The 20,423-nt window shown below is 65.8% G+C and carries 20 protein-coding genes; 10 read left to right on the top strand and 10 right to left on the bottom strand.

Going from position 1 to position 20,423, the window contains the following annotated elements:
* Positions 1 to 7 precede the first annotated feature (7 nt).
* Genes ACP153_RS21860 through ACP153_RS21850 form a run of 3 tightly spaced genes read left to right on the top strand, consistent with a single transcriptional unit; the run spans position 8 to position 3,804 of the window.
* Positions 8 to 1,021, top strand: coding sequence for a zinc-binding alcohol dehydrogenase family protein (locus ACP153_RS21860; RefSeq protein ID WP_424973138.1), 1,014 nt, complete (start codon positions 8 to 10; stop codon positions 1,019 to 1,021).
* Between the two features lies 1 nt (position 1,022).
* Positions 1,023 to 1,403: a VOC family protein gene (locus tag ACP153_RS21855; RefSeq protein WP_424973137.1), complete on the top strand. Its 381-nt coding sequence runs from the start codon at positions 1,023 to 1,025 to the stop codon at positions 1,401 to 1,403.
* 22 nt (positions 1,404 to 1,425) lie between these two features.
* Positions 1,426 to 3,804, top strand: coding sequence for a transketolase (locus tag ACP153_RS21850; RefSeq protein ID WP_424973136.1), 2,379 nt, complete (start codon positions 1,426 to 1,428; stop codon positions 3,802 to 3,804).
* An 18-nt stretch (positions 3,805 to 3,822) separates the two neighbouring features.
* Here the strand turns inward: ACP153_RS21850 and ACP153_RS21845 are convergent, their stop codons facing one another.
* From ACP153_RS21845 to ACP153_RS21820, 6 genes are all read right to left on the bottom strand, one after another.
* Positions 3,823 to 4,311, bottom strand: coding sequence for an SRPBCC family protein (locus tag ACP153_RS21845; RefSeq protein WP_424973135.1), 489 nt, complete (start codon positions 4,309 to 4,311; stop codon positions 3,823 to 3,825).
* Positions 4,308 to 4,508, bottom strand: coding sequence for a hypothetical protein (locus tag ACP153_RS21840; protein WP_424973134.1), 201 nt, complete (start codon positions 4,506 to 4,508; stop codon positions 4,308 to 4,310). The genes ACP153_RS21845 and ACP153_RS21840 overlap by 4 nt, the downstream gene beginning before the upstream one ends.
* Positions 4,505 to 4,933, bottom strand: coding sequence for a hypothetical protein (locus ACP153_RS21835; RefSeq protein ID WP_424973133.1), 429 nt, complete (start codon positions 4,931 to 4,933; stop codon positions 4,505 to 4,507). Before ACP153_RS21835 ends, ACP153_RS21840 begins: the two co-directional genes overlap by 4 nt.
* Positions 4,934 to 4,936: 3 nt before the next feature.
* Positions 4,937 to 5,482, bottom strand: a complete 546-nt coding sequence (locus ACP153_RS21830; protein ID WP_424973132.1) for a hypothetical protein — start codon at positions 5,480 to 5,482, stop codon at positions 4,937 to 4,939.
* A gap of 165 nt (positions 5,483 to 5,647) precedes the next feature.
* Positions 5,648 to 6,274 carry a hypothetical protein gene (locus ACP153_RS21825; protein ID WP_424973131.1) on the bottom strand — a complete coding sequence of 209 codons (627 nt, stop codon included), beginning with the start codon at positions 6,272 to 6,274 and terminating at the stop codon, positions 5,648 to 5,650.
* Position 6,275: 1 nt separating this feature from the next.
* Positions 6,276 to 7,238 carry an alpha/beta fold hydrolase gene (locus ACP153_RS21820; RefSeq protein WP_424973130.1) on the bottom strand — a complete coding sequence of 321 codons (963 nt, stop codon included), beginning with the start codon at positions 7,236 to 7,238 and terminating at the stop codon, positions 6,276 to 6,278.
* A gap of 407 nt (positions 7,239 to 7,645) precedes the next feature.
* Here ACP153_RS21820 and ACP153_RS21815 point away from each other — a divergent pair, with 407 nt between their 5' ends.
* Positions 7,646 to 8,710 carry a helix-turn-helix domain-containing protein gene (locus tag ACP153_RS21815; protein ID WP_424973129.1) on the top strand — a complete coding sequence of 355 codons (1,065 nt, stop codon included), beginning with the start codon at positions 7,646 to 7,648 and terminating at the stop codon, positions 8,708 to 8,710.
* Positions 8,711 to 8,928: 218 nt separating this feature from the next.
* On the opposite strand, the gene ACP153_RS21810 is transcribed toward ACP153_RS21815, so the two are convergent.
* Positions 8,929 to 9,480, bottom strand: a complete 552-nt coding sequence (locus ACP153_RS21810) for a hypothetical protein (RefSeq protein WP_424973128.1) — start codon at positions 9,478 to 9,480, stop codon at positions 8,929 to 8,931.
* Positions 9,481 to 9,957: 477 nt separating this feature from the next.
* Here ACP153_RS21810 and ACP153_RS21805 point away from each other — a divergent pair, with 477 nt between their 5' ends.
* Positions 9,958 to 10,296: a hypothetical protein gene (locus tag ACP153_RS21805; RefSeq protein ID WP_424973127.1), complete on the top strand. Its 339-nt coding sequence runs from the start codon at positions 9,958 to 9,960 to the stop codon at positions 10,294 to 10,296.
* Positions 10,297 to 10,838: 542 nt separating this feature from the next.
* On the opposite strand, the gene ACP153_RS21800 is transcribed toward ACP153_RS21805, so the two are convergent.
* The gene (locus ACP153_RS21800) at positions 10,839 to 11,768 is read right to left on the bottom strand and encodes a DMT family transporter (protein ID WP_424973126.1); all 930 of its coding nucleotides are present in this window, start codon (positions 11,766 to 11,768) and stop codon (positions 10,839 to 10,841) included.
* On the bottom strand, positions 11,768 to 12,718 hold the full coding sequence (locus ACP153_RS21795; protein ID WP_424973125.1) for a glutathione S-transferase family protein: 951 nt from the start codon (positions 12,716 to 12,718) through the stop codon (positions 11,768 to 11,770). The genes ACP153_RS21800 and ACP153_RS21795 overlap by 1 nt, the downstream gene beginning before the upstream one ends.
* A gap of 111 nt (positions 12,719 to 12,829) precedes the next feature.
* On the opposite strand from ACP153_RS21795, the gene ACP153_RS21790 reads away from it, so the two are divergent.
* From ACP153_RS21790 to ACP153_RS21770, 5 genes are all read left to right on the top strand, one after another.
* Positions 12,830 to 13,750 (top strand): LysR substrate-binding domain-containing protein, encoded by a 921-nt coding sequence (locus tag ACP153_RS21790; RefSeq protein WP_424973124.1) that lies wholly within the window; start codon positions 12,830 to 12,832, stop codon positions 13,748 to 13,750.
* Between the two features lie 221 nt (positions 13,751 to 13,971).
* Positions 13,972 to 15,150 (top strand): plasmid partitioning protein RepA, encoded by a 1,179-nt coding sequence (gene repA / locus ACP153_RS21785; RefSeq protein ID WP_424973123.1) that lies wholly within the window; start codon positions 13,972 to 13,974, stop codon positions 15,148 to 15,150.
* Positions 15,147 to 16,163 carry a plasmid partitioning protein RepB gene (repB, locus tag ACP153_RS21780; protein WP_424973122.1) on the top strand — a complete coding sequence of 339 codons (1,017 nt, stop codon included), beginning with the start codon at positions 15,147 to 15,149 and terminating at the stop codon, positions 16,161 to 16,163. Before repA ends, repB begins: the two co-directional genes overlap by 4 nt.
* 161 nt (positions 16,164 to 16,324) lie before the next feature.
* Positions 16,325 to 17,575, top strand: coding sequence for a plasmid replication protein RepC (gene repC, locus ACP153_RS21775; RefSeq protein ID WP_424973151.1), 1,251 nt, complete (start codon positions 16,325 to 16,327; stop codon positions 17,573 to 17,575).
* A 992-nt stretch (positions 17,576 to 18,567) separates the two neighbouring features.
* Positions 18,568 to 19,698 (top strand): Fic family protein, encoded by a 1,131-nt coding sequence (locus tag ACP153_RS21770; protein WP_424973121.1) that lies wholly within the window; start codon positions 18,568 to 18,570, stop codon positions 19,696 to 19,698.
* Between the two features lie 37 nt (positions 19,699 to 19,735).
* Here the strand turns inward: ACP153_RS21770 and ACP153_RS21765 are convergent, their stop codons facing one another.
* Positions 19,736 to 20,419: an HAD family hydrolase gene (locus ACP153_RS21765; protein WP_424973120.1), complete on the bottom strand. Its 684-nt coding sequence runs from the start codon at positions 20,417 to 20,419 to the stop codon at positions 19,736 to 19,738.
* Positions 20,420 to 20,423 lie beyond the last annotated feature (4 nt).

Here is a 20,423-nt window from a genome sequence, read left to right as displayed (position 1 = left end):
GCATGTCATGAAAGCTGTCGGATATACCCAAACCGGGCCCATCGCGCGGGCGGATGCGCTGATCGATTTCGAGGCCGAGACGCCGGTGGCGACGGGCCATGACCTGTTGGTCAAGGTCGCGGCGATCTCCGTCAACCCGGTGGACACCAAGATCCGGCAGCGGCGTGCGCCCTCGGGTGGAACACCGGATATCCTCGGCTGGGACGCCGCCGGGGAGGTCGTCGGGACCGGTGAGGCGGTCACGCATTTCGCGGTCGGCGACCGGGTCTATTACGCCGGGACGGTGAACCGGCCCGGGGCGAATGCGGAGTATCATCTGGTGGATGAGCGGATCGTCGGCAAGGCGCCGGGGTCGATCTCGGCCCCTGCGGCGGCGGCGCTGCCGCTGACCACGCTCACCGCCCATGAGATGCTGTTTGACCGGTTGCGGATCGATGCGCCGGTGCCCGGCGGCACCAGAACCCTCCTGGTGATCGGCGGGGCCGGTGGGGTGGGCTCGATCACCATCCAGCTCGCCCGGGTTCTGTCCGATGTCACGATCATCGCCACGGCCTCGCGTCCGGAAACGAAGGCCTGGGTCGAAGCCCTGGGCGCCCATCACGTCATCAGCCATGCCGAGCCCCTGGGCCCGCAGATCGAGGCGCTGGGTCTCGGGAGTGTCGATTTCGTCTATTCGACGACCCATTCCCATCTCTATTCCGCCGATGTGGCCGGGTTCATGACACCCCAGGGCCGCTATGGGCTGATCGATGATCCGGAGACGTTCGACATCATGCCCTTCAAGTCCAAGGCCCTCTCGGTCCATTGGGAGTTCATGTTCACCCGCCCGATGTTCGAGACCGCCGATATCCAGCGCCAGGGCGACATCCTGACCGAGGTCGCGGCCCTGATCGATGCGGGCAAGCTCAAATCCACGGTGGCGGAGCAGTTCGGCACCATCAATGCGGCCAATCTGATCAAGGCCCATACCCTGCTGGAGGCGGGCAAGGCCAAGGGCAAAATCGTGCTGGAGGGGTTCTGACATGCCCATCCGGCGGCTGGATCATGTGAATGTGGTGACGACCCAACTGGCCGATATGGTCGCCTGGTACGAGGCCGTGCTTGGCTTGCGGTCCGGACCCCGGCCCGATTTTCCCTTTGGCGGGGCGTGGCTTTATGCGGGCGAGGTCGCGGTGGTGCATCTGGTGGAGGAGCGGGGCGCGGCGCGCACCGGCTCCGAGGCCGCCCTGAAGCTGGAGCATTTCGCCTTTTCGGCCACGGATGCAGCGGCTTTCGAGCAGAGGCTCGCGGCCAATGGCTGGCCCTTCGAGAAGATCGCGCTCCGCGATGCGGGGCTGATCCAGTTCCATATAGCCGATCCGGATGGAAACCATGTGCATGTGGATTTCGATCTGACCGCATAGACCTCAGGGGGAGGGATGATCCATGGCCGACCAGACGCAACAGCTGAAGATCCTTGAGCAGCGCCTGCTCTGGCTCAGCCACTGGATGATCCACCACGCCAACCATATCCGGCCCAAGGCGGATGGGATCAAGGTGGGCGGGCATCAGGCCTCCTCCGCCTCCATGGTGTCGATCATGACCGCGCTCTATTTCTCGGCCCTGCGCTCCGAGGATCGCGTGGCGGTCAAACCCCATGCCTCGCCGATCTATCACGCGATGCACTACCTGATGGGGACCCAGACCCGCGAGAAGATGGAGAATTTCCGCGGCTTTGGCGGCGTGCAGAGCTATCCCAGCCGCACCAAGGATATCGACGATGTGGATTTCTCCACCGGCTCGGTGGGGCTGGGCGTGGGGATCACGGCCCTGGCCTCCCTCGTGCAGGATTTCATCAAGGCCAAGGCTTGGGGGCAGGATCTGCCCTTGGGTCGGATGGTGGCGCTTGTGGGCGATGCGGAGCTGGATGAGGGCAATATCTACGAAGTCCTGCAGGAGGGCTGGAAGAACGATCTGCGCAACACCTGGTGGATCATCGATTACAACCGGCAATCGCTCGATGGAATTGTCCGCGAGGGCCTGTTCGAACGGGTCGAGAAGATCTTCGACGCCTTCGGCTGGGATGTGGTGCGGGTCAAGCACGGGACGTTGCAGCGCGCCGCCTTCGAGGAGCCCGGCGGCGACAGGCTGCGGGACTGGATCGACGCCTGTCCGAACCAGGACTACGCGGCGCTGACCTATCAGGGCGGGGCTGTCTGGCGCCAACGGCTGATGGATGACCTCGGGGATCAGGGCGAGGTCTCGGCCCTGATCGCGCGGCGCAGCGATGCGGAGCTCGCCCTGCTGATGGAAAATCTCGGCGGCAATTGCGTGGAGACCATGGCCGACACCTTTGCCGCCATCGACCATGACCGGCCCACCTGTTTTCTGGCCTATACGATCAAGGGCTGGGGCACGCCCATTGCCGGGCACAAGGACAACCATGGCGGGTTGATGACCAAGGCCCAGATGGCCGAGTGGCAGCGCCGGATGGGGGTGGAGGAGGGCGCGGAATGGGCGCCCTTTGCCACGGTCGAGGATGTCGATGCCCTGCGTGCCTTTCTGGCGCAGGTGCCGTTCTTTGCCCGTGGGCCCCGGCGGTTCTCGGATGATCTGCTGCCCGTGCCGGAGCTCTCCGCCGACACCTCGCGCGAGACCTCGACCCAGGCCGCCTTTGGCAAGATCCTCGACGGTTTGGCCAAGGGCGAGAGCGCGCTTGCGGCGCGGATCCTGACCACCTCGCCGGATGTGACCGGGACCACCGGGCTCGGGGCCTGGGTGAACCGCCGAAAGCTTTTTGCGCGCGAGGCCAAGGCGGATGCCTTCATCGAGCACCGCATTCCCTCCACCGCGAAATGGCGCTTTGACGGGTCGGGCCAGCATCTGGAACTGGGCATCGCCGAGATGAACCTGTTTCTGCTGCTCGGGGCGGCGGGGCTGTCCCATGCGCTCTTTGGCAAGCGGCTGATCCCGATCGGGACGGTCTATGACCCCTTTGTCTGCCGGGGGCTCGATGCGCTGAATTACGCGACCTATCAGGATGCGCGCTTCATGATTGTCGGCACGCCTTCGGGGGTGACGCTGGCACCGGAGGGCGGCGCGCACCAATCCATCGGCACGCCGCTGATCGGTATGTCCCAGGACGGGTTGGCGGCGTTTGAACCGGCCTTCGCCGACGAGCTCGCCGTGATCCTGCACTGGGCCTTCGACTATCTGCAGCGCGATGGCGACGGGGACCCGGATGAGCGCACCTGGTTGCGGGACGAAACCGGGGGCTCCGTCTATCTGCGGCTGACCACCAACCCGGTGGAGCAACCGGGCCAGAGACCCGATCCCGCCTGGGCGCAAGGCGCGGTCGATGGCGGCTATTGGCTGCGCGAACCCGGCCCGAATTGCGAAATCGTCATCGCCTATCAGGGGGCTGTGGCGCCGGAGGCCATCGCGGCCGCGGGCCAGCTCGCCGGATCCCGCCGGGATGTGGGCGTGCTCGCGGTGACATCGGCCGATCGCCTCAATGCGGGCTGGACCGCCGCACAGCGCGCCCGGGCCCGGGGCAATCGCGATGCGGTCTCCTGTGTCGAGCGGCTGATGGGCGCGCTGCCGCCCCATTGCACGCTGATCACCGTGATCGACGGCCACCCCGCGACGCTGGCCTGGCTGGGCAGCGTGGCCGGGCACCGGACCGTGCCGCTGGGGGTGGAGCATTTTGGCCAGACCGGCACGATTGGCGATCTCTACCGCCATTTCGGCATCGATGCGCAGGGCATCCTGGAGAAGGTCGCGGGCCTCACGGCGGGACGACCGCTCGGCGCGCACCCCCGATAGGCGCCAGACGCGGCTGCGTCATGGGGCCATGCGGTCCCGCAGCGCCGCGTTCATCCGCGCGTAACCCTCGGTCAGCACGGGCACCGGCAGGTCCGCGAAGCCGATGAAGAGCCCGCTGAACACCTCCGTATGGGAGAGATGCGTGGCGCCATTCTCGCGCGGGCTGAGGTCGAACCGGTGCTCCCCGCGGAAAATGCCCGGAATGCCGCCGCCCCAGACCAGCGCACGGCAGGGCTCGGCCTCCAGCAGGGTGACATGGGGCACATCCACGACCACGCCATCGGGCCGGGAGACACGCACCTCCAGCGGCTCCCCGACCACGCCGCTCCCGGCGACGCGGATGTGGTAGGGGTTCCACTCGGGATAGGCCTCGAAGGCGGCGAGCGTGTCATAGACCGCGCAGGGGGGCGCGTCGATCTCGATGCTGGTGTCGATGGTCTTGCGGGTCGTGCAGCCGCCGAGGGCGGTCGCGACGAAGAGCGGTAAAAGCAGAGCAAGGCGCGTCATGGCATGTCCTTTGGGATCAGTGGTGTCGGGCAGGGGCGGGTCACGGGGGCCGAAGGGCTGAGGCAATGGGGTGGGCCAAGCGCGCGGCCCGCATGGCCCTCTTGCGGGGTGCAGTCCTGTGCCCGGATCAGTAGGGCCACAGCGAGAAGGACCAGCAAAAGACCCGGGCGCGCAGCGGTATGGGGCAGAGAGGTCACGCTCGCCCCCGCGCCCCGCGCCGGGACCGAAGCTGGTGGCGCCAGAACACGCCGCCAATCACGGCGAGGCAGGCGATATGGAAGGCGACGAGCCCGTTCAGATAGGCCCGATCCGCGGCAGAGATCGCGACCGCGGCGGGCACATCGAGGATCCAGTCCCGCAAGAGGGTATAGAGCGCGATCTGGCTGAGTGCTGCGACACACACGGCCGGCACCGCCCAGCGGCGCCCGGTCCAAAGCCCCAGAACGATCGCGAGATCGAGCGCGAGATAGATCAGGTCGAGCGCTTGCCATTTCAGCGGCGCAACGCGCCAGTCGATCCCCGCCCATCCGAGCATATTGGCCAGATGCACCAGCGCGCCATAGGCGTAGAACCCGGCGAAACAGACCCGCAAGGCGGGCGGCAATGGGGGGTGCTGGACCATGGCCTACCCCTCCGGCTCCGCTGTCGCGGCAGGCGCGAAGGCCCCGCAGGGCATGTCGGAGACGCGCGCCCCGAAGATATCGGCGACAAGGCTGCGCCCGGGATTGATCACGAACCCCGTGCCCTCGGCAATCCCGGAGAGGAGCAGGATGCTCGCGCCTTGATCCCTGGGGTCGGCGGAAACGCTCAGCTCCGCGCTGACGATATCCCTGCCGTTCAGCAATGCCTGCACGAGGCGCGGGTCCCGCAGCTCCAGCACAATCGGGTCCTGGGCGCGCATATTGGCCTGCCGCCCCTCGAAATCCCCGGCCACGAGGCGCACGGGCATGCTGTAGCACGCGCCCTCCACCCGGAAGAGCGCGCTGCCATGCCCGCCGATCCCGCGCAGCTGCAGCAGGTTCGCCGCACGCGGCGTGGGGATGGTGACAAGCGCGCGATCGGGCTCCGGGCCGGGTTCGGCAGGCGCGCCGCAAGCGGCCATCAGGGCGAGGGCGAGGCTGAACGCGGCAGCGGGTCCAGCCCGCCGCATCGCTCGGAATTCTTGGGGCATCGGGGGTCATCCTTGTTTCCGGAACGGGCCCGGATCTCTCGGGCGCTGCCGCAGAGAAAGGGCAAGCGCAGGCGAGATGCGCTCGGAAACGCGATCTCGAACGTTCGGAAACCGGATCTCGAACCGCCGGGCTTTTCGCGCGCCGCTCTCGCCCTGCGCGCGGCCCTACGGGTCCGGCTGGCCCGGATGTCCCCCGATGAACCACTCCGCGAGCATCGCCTCGAAGGTCCCGCCCACCGCGCCGAGGGGGCGGATCGCGAAGGCGCCGCCCTCTCGCCGGTCCTCTGACGCGGCAAACAGGACCCGACCGCTGCGAAGATCGGTGACGCGGATGCTGGCGTCCACATGGCTGCGGGAGGTCCAGATCACCGGCACCGACAGGATGAGTTCGGGGCCGAATTCGCGCAGGGTGATCTCGACCTGCGTCTCGGTTGCGCCTGAGGGGGCGCCGAGCGTGAGGCTGCGGATGCAGGGCAAGGAGGTCATCGCGCGCGCCATGGCCTGCATCGCAAGCGCGCGGCGCCCCTCGGGATCCTTCTGATCCGCCCGCCACGCGGTACGGAGCAGGACGCTTGTCCGCCCCAGATCGGTCCCACCCGCGCAAATCGGGGCGCTGCGCGTGACCGGGGTGGAAGGCGCCATGCCCGTGCAGGCGCTGGCGAGAGAGGCGAGGAGACAAGCCAATACGGCCCGGCGCAAACCACCCATCCCATGGGCTTTGTCGTCCGGGGACGTGGCGCTGGTCCCGCGCGGGCAGGACCTGGCCTCGCGCTTTGCGGAGAGCAGGCCCATGCTAGGGCTCCTGCGATGGGGGCCGCCGCGATCCGCCGATCTGCGCGCCGCGCGCCGAGATCTCGGCACGGCACCTGGCAAAGATCGCATCCCAGCGCTCAAAACACAGATGCCCCGCGCCTTCCATCCAATAGGCGGTCATCCGGGGCACCGCCCGCGCGAGGTGATCGCCCATCGCCCGGCTGACGAACAGATCCGCATCGCCCAGCCACATCTGGATCGGGACCCGGTTGGCGGCGATGTCAAACCCCCAGTCCCGATAGGCCAGACAGGCATCCTGGGTGGCGCCCCGGCTGCCCTGGCGAAACGCCTCCGCCTCCATGGCCATGAAGCGCCGCGCCACGGACCCCTGCGCCAGCACCTCTTGATCGGGCGCGGAGACGGCATGTCTGAGCAGTCCCATGAAGAGCTTCGGCTGATGCCGCGCGGCCCAGCCCATCGGGGCAAATCCGAGCCGCAGGATCCCGGGGACCCGGTTTGCGAGCCTTGCAAAGGCGCGATCCAGACGGTTGAGGCTGGCCATGATATCGGGGGAGGCCACGGGACCCCAGGGGGCCAGCGCCGCAATGAAGCGAAGGCGCGCGGGGTCGATCGCCGCGCCGCAGGCCAGAAGGTACGGACCGCCCCCCGAATGCCCCGCGATGCCAAAGGCCCCGATCCGCAGATGCTCCGCCAGGGCCAGCACGTCCCGGGGCCAGCTCTGCAACTGGCGGTCCTGCTGAAAATCGGACCGCCCATAGCCGGGCCGGTCGGGCGCGATGAGCCGAAAGCCCGAGCGCCTCGCGGCTGCGTCGGCAAAGCCAGCCTCCAGGCGCGAGCTGGGCGTGCCGTGGAAATAGAAGACGGGGAACCCATCTGGCGCGCCGCCCTCGGCAAAGGCGAGGTGGCGTCCGTCATCCAGCCAGAGACGGCTGTGATCCGCGTCATCCCGACCTGTCATCGGACGGGCCATGGGACGGGCCATGGGGCGGGGTCAGGCCTCTGCGCGGCCGCCGCCCGAACCAGCCGGGCGGCAAAAGGCAGGGGCGGCGCACTCGGCTGGAGCGTCCGGGACCAAAGGGGCAAGGAGGGGCCATCACAGCCCCCGGCCCGCGCCATGCGGCGCGCGATCAGACACCTCTGGCCTCTCTCACCGGACCCATCTGCATGTCGGAGCATGGTCGCACCTTTCCTCGCCCTCGCGCTGGCCCCAGAGGTCGGGTTACACGCCAAGGATTGAAAGCACCGGGGCCGTCAGAGAGGTTCGGAAGCACGATTCAGAACGCCAGACCGCCCGGACTTGTCGTCACAGGCGCGCAAATCCCCTAGAAGGTCGGGCAACCCAAAACCTGGTCCGCCACCCCGCCGCGCGCGCCGAAAAGAGACAGCTCTATGACATCCATCCCTGTGGCCTGGCTCATCTCGGTCTTCGCGCTGCTGCTGGTGGCCATTCTCGCGCGTCAGGTGCGGATGCCGGTGGTGTCGCGGCTGAGCTTCTGCACCGGCCTGCTCTCCATCGTCGTGGTGGCGGTCTTTGTCGGGGTGCGGTTTCAGTTCAGCGACCCGGCCTTCATCGGCCTGCAACCCTATCTGGCCGCGATCACTGCTCCCGCGCTCTGGCTCGGATTTCATACGCTCACCACCCAGACCGGGGGACCGGGTCCGAAAACGCTGCCGGTGCTTGCCGGCATTCTGGCGGGGACCTGGGTCGTCATCGCCTTGCCCTTTGCCTGGTCCGCCTCGGTGGCGATCATCCTCGTCAATGCCACCTTCGCGGCCCGGCTGGTCCCGCTCCTGCGGCTGCCGGGCGAGCGCTTCGTGCATATCGCGCCCCAGGCCTACGGCACCCTGCGCATCGCCCTTCTCGGCTGTCTCGCCTTCCTGAGCCTCGTGCTCGTGATCGACACCAGCGTGCTGATCACGGGGCTCGCGGCGAGCGAGGCCCGGGCGCTGCAGCTTTTATCCGACGCGGCGGTGATGGTGGTGGCGGTGATTTCGCTCGGGGTTCTGGTGGGCCTCGCCCTCGCCTTCGGCGCCGACCGTCAGAGCGGCGCGCCCGACCCGGCAGAGGCGGGACCCCTGGAGGAGGATCGCGCGGTCTTTGCCCGGCTTGAGCACGTGATGGCGGAGGCCACGCTGTTTCGCGACCCGGAGCTGACCGTCGCGCGTCTGGGGCGGCGTCTGGGCGTGCCCGCGCGGGCGGTCTCCTCGGCCGTGAACCGGGTGACGGGCGAGAACACCTCGCGCTATATCAACCGGCTGCGCGTGGCGCATGCGCGCCACCTGTTGGAGAGCACGAACCTGCCTGTGACGGATGTGATGCTGGAATCGGGGTTTCTCAGCAAGTCGAGCTTCAACACGGAGTTTCGCAGGATTGCCGGGACCACCCCGTCGGAGCATCGCAAGTCTCACAGATCCGCGCCGATGGAAGAGGCCAGACGCCCCGCGCGCCCCTAGCCGCTGGCGGTCCGGGCGCCCCCCGGAGGTCTGAGCCCCGGAATGCTTTGCGTTTAAATGCGTCTGATAGATGCGTCTGACTGGGCGCCCGGGGGCAGGTCTTGCCCGAGCACCGCTGCGCCACCGGGGACGGACCCCGGGGACGGCCTGTTCAGCGGCGGCTGGCGACGCTTCCGCCCCCGGGCGCTCTGGGCGCTCTGGGCGCCCCGGGCGTCCTGTCAGCCGGGCACGATGGGTTGCACCGGGGTGTCCTGCGCCTGCATCAGGGCCTTGAACTCGGCGAAACCCAGAGTGCCCAGCGTCTCGCCCCCGGGGCCCAGGATCTCGTAGATCACGCCATCCGTGCCCTTGTTGCTGAACCAGGCGATGCAGTCCTGATCCCCGCCGCCCTCCGTATGGGGCGGGCCGCCCGCGGATTTCTGCACATAGCTGGCCGTGGGGCGGATCTCCGTCAGCGCGCCATCGGCATCATAGATCCGCAGCTCGCCCTGGATGATGAAGGTGCTGTAATCTGCGTGATGCTTGTGGAGCACCACCCGCTCGCCGCCCGAAAACTTCAGCAGCAGGTCGACGACCTTCAGATCTTCATCGACATTCAGAACGTGGTACCAGAGATGGTCGATCCCCTCGAGCGTGTACCAAGTGACGTTGGACTCGTCGAAAGCCGAGGCGGCTGCGGTGGCGGCCTGGCTGGCATTGGCGCCAAGGGTGACGGCGGTCACGGCCGAGCCAATCGCGGCCAGACCTTCGCGGCGGGTGAGTGTTGCCATTGTTTCCTCCCAATGGATCGACAAGCGGGCTTGCCAAGAGATGCTTCAGGGCCAGAGATCGGCAGGCTGTCCCACCGCACCCGGCGATCGCGCAGTTCGCCCGCACGGGGGCGGGGCGGTTTCTGGATCTGACGGGGTCAAGCGGTCTGGTCTGTCGGTCTGGTCCCGGAAGGACAGCACAGCTGCGCGGGTGAGGTGAGAAACCCCCGCAAGAAAGCTGCAAGAAAATTGCAAAATAGGGGGTGGGGCAGGAAAAACAGACGCGTGGGGCTCCGCATCTGCCAACGCAGAGCCGCTGGATCCGCGCAAATTGCCCCATCGCGCATCAGACGAAACGCAACTGCCCGGTCCGCTCATCGGCAAGCATGGGTCTTGCATGGCGGGCACTGGGCAAACCCCGCCCCAGGTGTCGTATCCAAGCGGACTTTTCGCCAGGAGCGCCTTGCGGGACCCTCGCGAACAGTTAGCCTGCCGGCCATGATATCGAATTTGTCATTTAACGTTTTTGCGCCCGATGGGCGTTTGCTCTGTCCCGTTTGCGGGTTCCCAGGGTATTCCCATCGCCCCGCTTATTCTGAGTATGGTGGTGAAATCGGAACGACGATTTGTCCCTGCTGCTTCTGGGAGCCGGGCTTTGATGACAACCCCTTAGCATCCGCAAAGGCAAAGGATACGATCTTGGAATCGGTCATTGCCTATCGTGCCGGATGGGCGACCACCAAACAGTGGCAAGGACGCCGACACCTGCGTCCAGAAGGTTTTGACGGGGAAGGCCAGTTGGCGAACCTGGCGGGTCTAGCTCCGCACCTGTTTTGAGAAGATCCCGCCTCGGTTGACGCCGTGGCCGCCCGTTCTGCCCTTCGCCGTTCGGAATGCGCTTCCGCCTTTGACGGGCGACGACCCGCCTTCCGGCAGCCATTCTGTGCGCCAACATGTTTGACCTTTGGTGGCGGGGCTGCCGTCTCCTGTTCCTCTTTGATATCGGCGATCCGGCTCAGTCTGCAAGGCACGGGGCAGTTTGTCTGGTTTGGCCAGAGCCTTTGCGCAGTGGCGGCGTAGCGGTCGGCAGTACCTGCCAGAACGCGATGGCGACGCCCCTTGTCCGGTCACCCTCATGGTGTGCCGCGCGCAGAGGGGCACTCTGTCTCCGCCAGTGTTTGGTTGGCGGGTAATTCTAATTATGTGAATTTAGTGCCCCCAGGGAGCCGCTATGCGGCGCCCTCAGGGCCGCAATCTGGGCCTCAATAGGCATCGCCCCGTGCCCGGGCCTGAACCCAGGCCCAGCTGGATGCGCACATGGCCTCCACATCCCGCCTGGCTTTAAAGCCCAGCACGGCATCTCCCTGAGCTAGCGACCCTCAGCCCTGCAGGAAGGCCTTCAGCCGCCCCCGCACCCGCGGCAGGCGCAGATGCCCGTTCGTGATCGCCACCCCGAGAAACAGCAGCCCCAGCGACAGCACCAGCACCGGCGAGATCCGCTCGCCAAAGACCAGCGCGCCGAACCCGATCCCCGACAGGGTGGCGAAATAGCCGACCTGGGAGAACCCGACCCCATCCGTGCGCCGCTGCACCTCGAAGGTCAGGGCATAGCTCACGGCGGTGATCCCGCCGATCCCGGCAATGGCGGCAAAGACCGGCGGCGCCAGGGCCGCACTGGCCCCCGGATCTCCGAACCCGAGCAGGCCAATCCCGATCAACAGGGTCTGCAGCAGCAGCGTGCCCGCCGCCAGCCCCATGGGATCCGCCCCCGCCGGATAGGCGCGGCTGCGAAACACATTCCCGGCGGCCAGCACCGCAGGCCCGCAAAGCGCAAGCCCGATCCAGATCGGCGCTACCCCGGCAAAGTCAAAGCCGCGCAGGGTCGCAAGGCTGATCCCGAACAGGCCCAGCAGGATCCCCGCCAGGCGATGGAGCGGCAGCATCCGTCGCTCCAGCCCCGCCGAAAAGGCGAAGGTGAACAGGGGCGACAGGGTCACGAGGGAGGCATAGAACCCCGCCGAGACATGGCCGAGCACCGCATAGCCGATCAGCGCCGGCAAGGTGACGCCCAGCACGCCCGCGCCCAGGTAATAGACCACAACGCGCGGCGCCACAGACGGGCGCTGGCGTTGCGCGATCAGCACGGCAGACAGGGCCGCACTGGCCACGGCAACCTGCCAGAAGAGCGCCAGCAAGGGCGGCGCGGCCGCCATGGCAACGATTTTCGAGAGCGTGAAGCTCACCCCGACCAGAAGCCCGATCGCCAGGATCAGGGCCGTGGGCGGTGCCTGTCGAATGAACCGGGGCATCACGCGGCGCCTTTCTGCGGCGCACCGCTGACCAGGCGGGGGCCTGGTCCGATGGGGATGATCCCGCTCGGATTGAGGTGCCGGTGGCTCGTGAAGTAATGGGCGCGGATATGGCCCAGATCGATGGTCTCTGCGATCCCGGGCTGTGCGGCGATCTCCGCCAGATAGCGCGACAGGGCGGGGTAATCGGCCACGCGCGCCCGGTCGAGTTTGAAATGGGTGACATAGACCGGATCAAAGCGCAGCAGCGTCGGAAAGAGCTTCAGATCCACCTCCGTCAGCTGCGCCCCGGCCAGAAACCTGCGCTGCTGGAGCAGGGCGTCCAGCGCGTCCAATGTCTCGAACACCTGCGTGACCGCCTCGCAATAGGCGGACTGGTTGGTGGCAAACCCCGCCCTGTAGACCCCGTTCCGCAGGGGCGCCTGGATCCACTGGGCCAGCCGGTCGATCTCGGCGCGCAGGGGCGCGGGATAGAGCTCCGGCCCGGTGGCCCCGTCAAAGGCACGGCCCAACATGCGCATCATGTCCGCCGAATCCGTGCTGACGATCTTGCCGCTTTGTGTGTCGAGCATGAGCGGCACCGTGATCGGGCCGGTGAAATCCGGCGCGGCACGCTGATAGACTTCATAGAGGTAATGATCGCGCGGGATGTTCTGGGCCGGGTCGAACCGGGTCTGATCGATCACCCAGCCCTCCTCCGCCATGAGCGGATCCATCCAGGTGATGCCGACCGCGTCGCGCAGGCCTTTCAGGCTCAGCACCAGATCCACGCCGTGGCACCAGGGGCAGGCCTTGGACAGATAGAGGTGATAGCGGTTTCGCTCCGCCGGAAACGCGGCCGTTGGATCCGGCTCCAGCCAGCCCCGAAACGCGCTGGCGACGCGGGCAAAGCGCCCGTCACTCTGGGCGGGCTTGTCGCGCAAGATCCCGTTGATCAGCATTTTCGCCATGGTCTTCTCCTGTGTTGCGGTGTTGGCAAAGACCTATGGGGTTTCCTGAGGTGCGATAATTGCCTAGAGAGTGCACTCTAGGGTGAGAATAAGTTGACGATAGAGGAGCGAATGACCGAGATCAGCGCCATTCCGATCTGCGTGGCCGTGGCCGAGCAGGGCAGTTTTGCCGCCGCCGCCCGGAGCCTGGGGATCACGAAATCCGCCGTGAGCAAGCGGATCGGCGGGCTCGAGGCGCATCTGGGCACCAAGCTCTTTCACCGGTCGACCCGCAACATCTCCCTGACCGAAGCCGGGGAGATCTACCTCGCCCATGCGGTGCAGGCTCTGGGTGCTGCGCGGGAGGCCGAGGATGCCGTCGCCGCCCTGCAGGGGGAGCCGGTCGGGCATCTCAAGCTCAGCGTGCCCATGTCCTTCGGGCAGCTGCATGTCGCGCCTGCCCTTCCGGAGTTCCTGCGCCTGCATCCGGGCGTGACCCTGGAGCTCTCCATGGATGACCGGGTGACGGATCTGGTGGAGACGGGCATGGATCTGGCTTTGCGGGCGGGCACGCTGCCGGATTCCGCCCTGATCGCGCGGCGCCTCGCCCCGATCCACAGCGTTCTCGTCGCCGCTCCGGACTACCTGCGCAAATCGGGCATGCCCCGGCATCCCCAGGAGCTCGTGCAGCACGACTGCCTGCATTACGCCTATTCCCGCGATCCTCAGGAATGGCGGTTTCTGGCCGAGGTGGGCGAGATCACCGTCCGCACCAGGGGCCGGTTTCGCGTCAATAACAGCGAGGCGCTCTGCACCACCCTGCTGGCCGGGCTCGGGATCGGGCGCCTGCCCTCCTTCATCGCCGGATCGCATCTGGCCGCCGGACGGCTCACCCGCGTCCTGCCGGATTTCGCAATGCCCGCCCAAGCGCTCTACGCGGTCTTCCCCGAACGCCAATACGTCCCGGCCAAGGTCCGCGCCTTCATCGACTTCTTCGCCGCGCGGGTCGGCCAGACCCACCCCTATTGGGATGTGGAGGCCGGTCTGTCCTAGACTTCTGCCCGTGGCCACCCCGGATGCCGTGCCGCGAGCTGTAAGATCCGGACCGACCCGCCGAGCCCGCCCGCACCAAGGGCCGCAGCGGCCTTGGATCCCCCGCCGTGCCACAGGGCATGCCTAGAAAAACCTTGCGCGAATCCGCTCTCTGGCCAATAGTCACGAAAAATCGCGGGAAAACGCCGCAAACCGTGAACACGCCACGGATACGAGAGCAGATGCAGGACACAGACACCCTCAATGCGGTCATTAGACAGCATTCGGAATGGCTGGCAACCCAGTTGCACGCCCAGCGGGAGAACCTCTTTCCCCCGGATGCCGCCAAGACCATGCGCAAGTTCACCTCCGGCGAGGCCGCCAGCCTCCTGGGCGTGAATGACAGCTACCTGCGCAAGCTCCATCTGGAGGGCAAGGGTCCCTCCCCCCAGCTGACCCCGGGCAACCGCCGCCAATACTCCGCCGAGGATATCCAGGCCCTGCGCGTGCTCCTGCAGCAAACCGCCCGCAAGCCCGGGGACTACCTGCCCGGACGCCGCGAGGGCGACCATATGCAGGTGATCGGCGTGATGAACTTCAAGGGCGGCTCGGGCAAGACCACCACCGCCGCCCATCTCGCCCAACGCCTCGCGCTCAAGGGCTTCCGGGTGCTGGCGATCGACCTCGACCCGCAAGCCTCGCTGACCGCGCTCCACGGGGTCCAGCCCGAGATTGACCTGCCCGAGGGCGGCACCCTCTATGACGCGATCCGCTACGAGGCCCCCTGCCCCATCGCCGAGATCATCCGCCCGACCTATATCCCCAATCTCGACCTGATCCCGGGCAATCTCGAACTGATGGAGTTCGAGCACGAGACCCCCCGCGCCCTCGCCCAGGGCGGCGCCGGGCTCTTTTTCTTCCGGGTCCGCGAGGCGCTCTCCCAGGTCGAGGACCGCTATGACGTGGTGGTGATCGATTGCCCGCCGCAGCTGGGCTTCCTGACCATGTCCGCGCTCTCGGCCTCCACCGGGGTGCTGGTGACCATCCACCCGGAAATGCTCGACGTGATGTCCATGTCGCAATTCCTGCGGATGACCGCCGACCTGATGGATGTCATCGCCGAGAGCGGCGCGGACCTCTCCCATGACTGGATGCGCTACCTGCTCACCCGGTTCGAGCCGACCGACGCGCCCCAGAACCGGATCGCGGCCTTCCTGCGCACCATGTATGGCGACAAGGTCCTCAACGCGACACAGCTCAAATCCACCGCCATCTCCGATGCCGGCCTGACGAAACAGACCCTCTACGAGGTCGAACGCAGTGCCTTCACAAGGTCCACCTATGACCGCGCGATTGAGAGCCTGAATGCGGTGAATGACGAGATCTCCGACCTGATCCAGACCACATGGGGGCGCGGATGAGCAGCAAGAAGAAACGCATGTCCATGCTCGACAATCTGGCCGCGGCGGGCGCCCCTGCCCCGCCGAGCTCGATGCTGTCCACCAACCGGGCCCTGCGCTCGGCGCGGGATGCGGTGGATGGGCACAAGGTCTGGGATCTGGACCCGGCCAGCATCGACACCACGGGCCGCATGCAGGATCGCCTCGATATGAGCGATGTGGCCGATCTGCAGGACGCGATCGAGGCGAATGGCCAGACCGTGCCGATCCTCGTGCGCCGCCATCCGGAGGATCCCGACCGCTACCTGCTGGTCTATGGCTATCGCCGCCTCGTGGCGATCCAGCAATCCGAGAAGGTCGAGAAGGTCCGCGCCCTGATCGCCAATCTCGACGATCATGCGGCGCAACAGGCCCAGATTTCCGAGAACATGGCCCGGCGCGACCTGTCCTATATCGAAAAGGCCCGCTTCGCCCGGCAGCTGGTCGAGGGTGGCTTCGGCACCCAGACCGAGGTGGCCGAGGTGCTGACCGTGGCGAAATCCTCGATCTCCATGGCCTTCGGCATCCTCGATATGGTGGGCGAGGATCTGGTCCTGGCGATCGGGCCCGCCCATGGCATCGGCCGCCCCCGGTGGGAAGCCCTGGGCAAGCTCATCACCGAGCATTCCCTGTCCCGCGCGGATCTCGTGGATGTGGCCACGCGCAGTTTCACCCGGGCGGAATGGTCCGATGTGCTGGGCGAGGCCCCGCCCCCCTCGGATGATCCCTCCGTGGCGGCGTTCGAGGCGGTTCTGGCCGAGGCGCAGGCGCGCATTCCGGCGCAACCCGTTGAGAAAAAAGAGGTAAAGAGAAAACAGGCGCGGCGGGTGCAGCTTGATCCTGCCCAACGCGCCACCGTGACCCGGACCGCCAAGGGCGTTCGGGTCGAGGTGTCCGAAGGGGCCTTTGCCGACTGGCTCGAAGACCAGGCAGAGACCCTTTTATCCGACCTTCACGCACGCTGGCAAACGCGGGCGGAAGACCAAGAGCAGTAACAAAACAGGAGGCACGAGCCGGACAAAAAGAAAGGTCCCGCAAGGACTGACCCCACGAGACCCAACTTGTTTCTAGCACCTTCAAGGTAGTCTCGGCGCTTTTCCTTCGCAAGTCTTAAGTGATTCGCGGGCCCTGTTCTGTTGTCTTCGTGACAATCAAAATGCACTACACGCCGATCACCTCGTTTCGGCGCGCCGTAGAGGCTGCGCAATTGAAACCCGAGGCGCCGGGTCCGACCCCCCTGCCCTCCGACAAGGTCAATAAATGGGAGGTTCTGCGCGAGCTGAACGCGGCCCGCGCGGGTTTCGGACTCTCTGACCGGGATCTGACCGTGCTCCAGGCCTTGCTGAGCTTCCATCCCGGGGCAGATCTCGCCGCGGAGGCCGAGGCGCTCGTGGTTCACCCCTCCAACAAGTCGATCTGTGAGCGGCTCAACGGCATGCCCTGCTCCACCATGCGCCGGCATCTGGGCCATCTGGTCGAGGCCGGCCTCCTGCGCCGCAAGGACAGCCCCAATGGCAAGCGCTACGCCCGGCGGTATGGCGGCGAAAAGATCGCCTTCGGCTTCGACCTCGCGCCTCTGGTGGCGCGCTTTGGGCAGATCTGTGCGCTTGCCGAGGAGGCGCGTGAGGCCGCAGAGGCCCATCGCCGTCTCCGGGAGAGTGTCAGCCTCATGCGCCGGGACCTGGCCGGTCTGGTCGCCTATGGCGCCGAGCAGCGGCCGGATCTGTCCCTCTGGGATCGGTACTCCGATCTCGCCCTGCTCTCGTCCCGGGCGCTGCGCCGCAAGCTCTCGGTGGCGGATCTCGAGGCGCTGGCATTGGATCTGACCGCCGCACTGGATGCGGTTCGCGATGTGCTGGAGCCGTCTTCAACAGAAGATATGAGCATCAATGACACTCCATCTGAGCAGCACTATCAGAATTCAAATACAGATCCTCATGATCTTGAACCCTGCTTAGAAAAGCAAAGGGGCGCCGTGGATGTTCAGGCTCAGGCCGATGCGCCGGTGGCTGATGTGGATGCGGAGATTGCGGGGGATCCGACGGAAAGCGCGTGTGCAGACAATTTGGACACCAATCCCCTCCCCTCCGTCCCGCTCGGACTGGTGCTTGCCGCCTGCCCCGAGATCCGTGCCTATGCCCCGGACCCGATCCGCCACTGGCACGAATTCGTTAGGATTGCGGAAACCCTGCGCCCGATGATGGGGATTTCCCCCTCAGCCTGGCAGGACGCGAAGACCTCCATGGGCCCCGAACAAGCCGCTGTCGTCCTCGCGGGTATGCTCGAACGCACCACCGATATCCGCTCCCCGGGTGGCTACCTCCGGCACCTGTCCGACAAAGCCCAAGCCGGCCAGTTTTCTTGCGGCCCCATGATCATGAGCCTCGCCCGCAAAACCGCCGCCTGAAGAGTTCACAGCTGTGAACTGGCTTTGACGAATGACCGATGGAACTTCGATGCGAGAAAGAGAAGTCGCCGTTCGTTGGAGGTTAGATCTCTATGAACGGCCAGCGCATGCTTGTGATACGGAGTGTGGGTCTAGCACTACCGATGTCAATGCCGTTTTGAGGGCGCCACTGTTGCCTTGCTCGATCGAGGGTATGGGAAGCCTTGCGTTGTGGAGGACCCTGTCGAAAGATTCAATGAGCTCATGCAGGGTGTGTGCCAACGTATCGAAGTGCGTGCGGAATCGGTCAGTGGCGTGATTGAAGAGCGGCAACGAGAAGAAGAGACGACTGACTCGCGGTAGCTTTTCAGGTGTCTTGCTCCCGGAGTTTCAGGGTCCGATCTGGCCGGTTAGCCGACGCTTTTTCTCGCGATCAGAATGGGTATTCTCCGCGTGAAAAAGCTCCGGAGCGGCATAGTCCACTGGACCGATTGCGCCCTTGGTAAGGGTCCCAAGCACGCCGCTTCGGTCTTCCTCTGGGATGTCCTATTTCTCAGCGTCCGTTCGGCAAAAGGGTCCTGAGGCGTTGCGCGGGAATGCTAACAGGCAAGGAAGATAGGCCGGTTGCTTTGCAACCAGGTGCCGAAGATGGGTGTTCGTAACGCGGTTCGGGATCTCCGCTCTTTTCTCGTCAGGTCGATCGATCTGAGACAAAACGCATTGGATCAGGGGGGAGACTGGGGGTGTGAATGTACCCCGTACTCGGTCGGTATCGTCGTTTCCGCCGATCAACCCGGAGGTTCCCTCTGTGCGGCGTGCCATTCGCAGAAACCTCCCTTGTGAGGGAGAGGCTTGTGGCTGGTTTGAATGCCGCAAGGTGGTTTGTGGTCGGAAAATGGGGAAAAATGCAACACAACGGGTGTTGTGGGAGGTGAAGCTGCTATAAGGGGTTTTGTGTTGCGTTTGGTGCGTGATGTGATTCACAAGTGTATTTGTGAAAGGGGATCCAGGGTATGGTGTCTCATATAGACAGGTATGACCAGAGCGACATGGTGGAGTATCACTATGGCGCTTTCCCGCCGGAAGCGCTCGATCTGGGGCGGTTGATCGGTCCTTTGGCGCGGGCGCAGGATGCGGTGTCGCGCTATGATCAGATGCTGCTCTCCCTGCCCAATAGCGAGCTTCTTCTGGCGCCCATGCGGCACAACGAGGCCGTGATCTCGTCGCGGATGGAGGGGACGATCTCTACCGTGGACGAGGTCATGATCTATGAGGCCGATGCGGAGGAGGGGGGCCGTTCGGAGGCGCGCAGCGATGCGGTTGAGGTCTTTCTCTACAAGGAAGTGTTGCGCCGGGCCCAGGAGGCGGTGGCCCATGGCGAGCCGATCAATGAGGGGCTGATCAAGAATGCCCATCGCGTCCTGCTGAGCTATGGGCGCGGGGCAGGGAAGGGGCCCGGCACCTATAAGGACCAGCAGAACTATATCGGCGATGACCGGCGGCGGATCCTGCATTTCAAGCCGATCAGCCCGTTGCAATTGCAGCCGGCCATGTCGGCGCTTCTGGAGTTCATCGAGACCAGCGAGATGCTGCATCTCTTCAAGATCGGTGTGGCCCATGTGGAGTTCGAGGCGCTGCACCCGTTCAACGATGGTAATGGGCGGATCGGGCGGCTGCTGATCACGCTGCTACTGTGGAAATTCGGGCTGATCCACAAACCGCATTTCTATGTCAGCGCCTATTTCGAGACCCATAAGGACGCCTATGTGGAGCTGATGCGGGCGGTGTCGCGGGATGGGGATTGGACCGGCTGGGTTGCGTTTTTCCTCGAGGCGATTGCGGCGCAGGCGGCGGCCAACCTGATCACGGCGCAGGAGATCACGGCGCTCTATGAGGAGATGAAAGCGCCGTTCCGGGAGATTTCGGGCTCGAAATGGCATGTGGAGGCGCAGGATCAGATCTTTGAGAACCCGGTCTTCAAGAATAGCCAGCTGGTGAAGCGCTCGGGCATGCCGAAACATGTGGCGGTGCGGATCACGCGGCTCTTGCACGAGGAGGGGCTGCTGCGCGAGCTGCGCCCGGCGCGGGGACGGCGCGGGGCGCTCTACATGTTCGAGCCGCTGATGGACATCGTGCGGGCCTGAGGCGGGGCAGGGCAGGGGGCGCGCGCCCATTGCCGTGTCATGCGGCCGTCTTGAGGCTCAGAAACCCCTCAATGGTCAGCTCCATGGAGCCTGCAAGCTCCAGGTCCGCGTTGGAGAGGTCTTCTACGCCCGTGTAACGGGTTGCAAGGCCCGCGGTTCGGATCCCGGCATCTTGCGCCGCTTGCAGCCCGTGTTGCGTGGTCTCGACGGCGAGGACGTCGTCTGGCGTCAGGTTCAAGTGATCGAGCGCCAGGGTGTAGAGCTGGGGCGAGGGTTTCGGGACGCAACCCATCTCCTTGCAGGTCACAAGGTTGAACGCCGACGATGCGCGGTTCTGAAAGAGCGCGGCGAGAACGCGGAGACCCGTTTGACGGGGCGCGCCGGTGACGAGCACAGTCCGCGTGACCGGGCGCCTGCGGGCAAGCTCGGCGAGCGCCCTGGCGGTCCAGGGGTTCAGCTCCAGCTGCGTGCTGTCGACGAGCTCCTGAAAATGCGTTTCCAGGTCCTGGAGGAAGGCGCCGTTTGCCTTGCGCCCCAGGGTCGCAAGCAGTTCATTCGGGCCCTCGTAGCGACCGCGTGTCCGAATGAGCTGCGCGTAGTCTGTCTCGCTCCAGTGCAGGTCGATGCGATGGGCCTTGAAGGTGCGGTTGAAGGCGCGGCGCTCAAGATCTGCGAGGTTCGCAAGTGTGCAGAAAGAGCCAAAGAACACGGCTTTCACCATGGTT

Source organism: Dinoroseobacter sp. S76 (assembly GCF_049801095.1).
Classification (GTDB): domain Bacteria; phylum Pseudomonadota; class Alphaproteobacteria; order Rhodobacterales; family Rhodobacteraceae; genus Dinoroseobacter.
The sequence above is the reverse complement of the archived record's forward strand: the minus strand, read 5'-3'. Positions and strand labels throughout refer to the sequence as shown.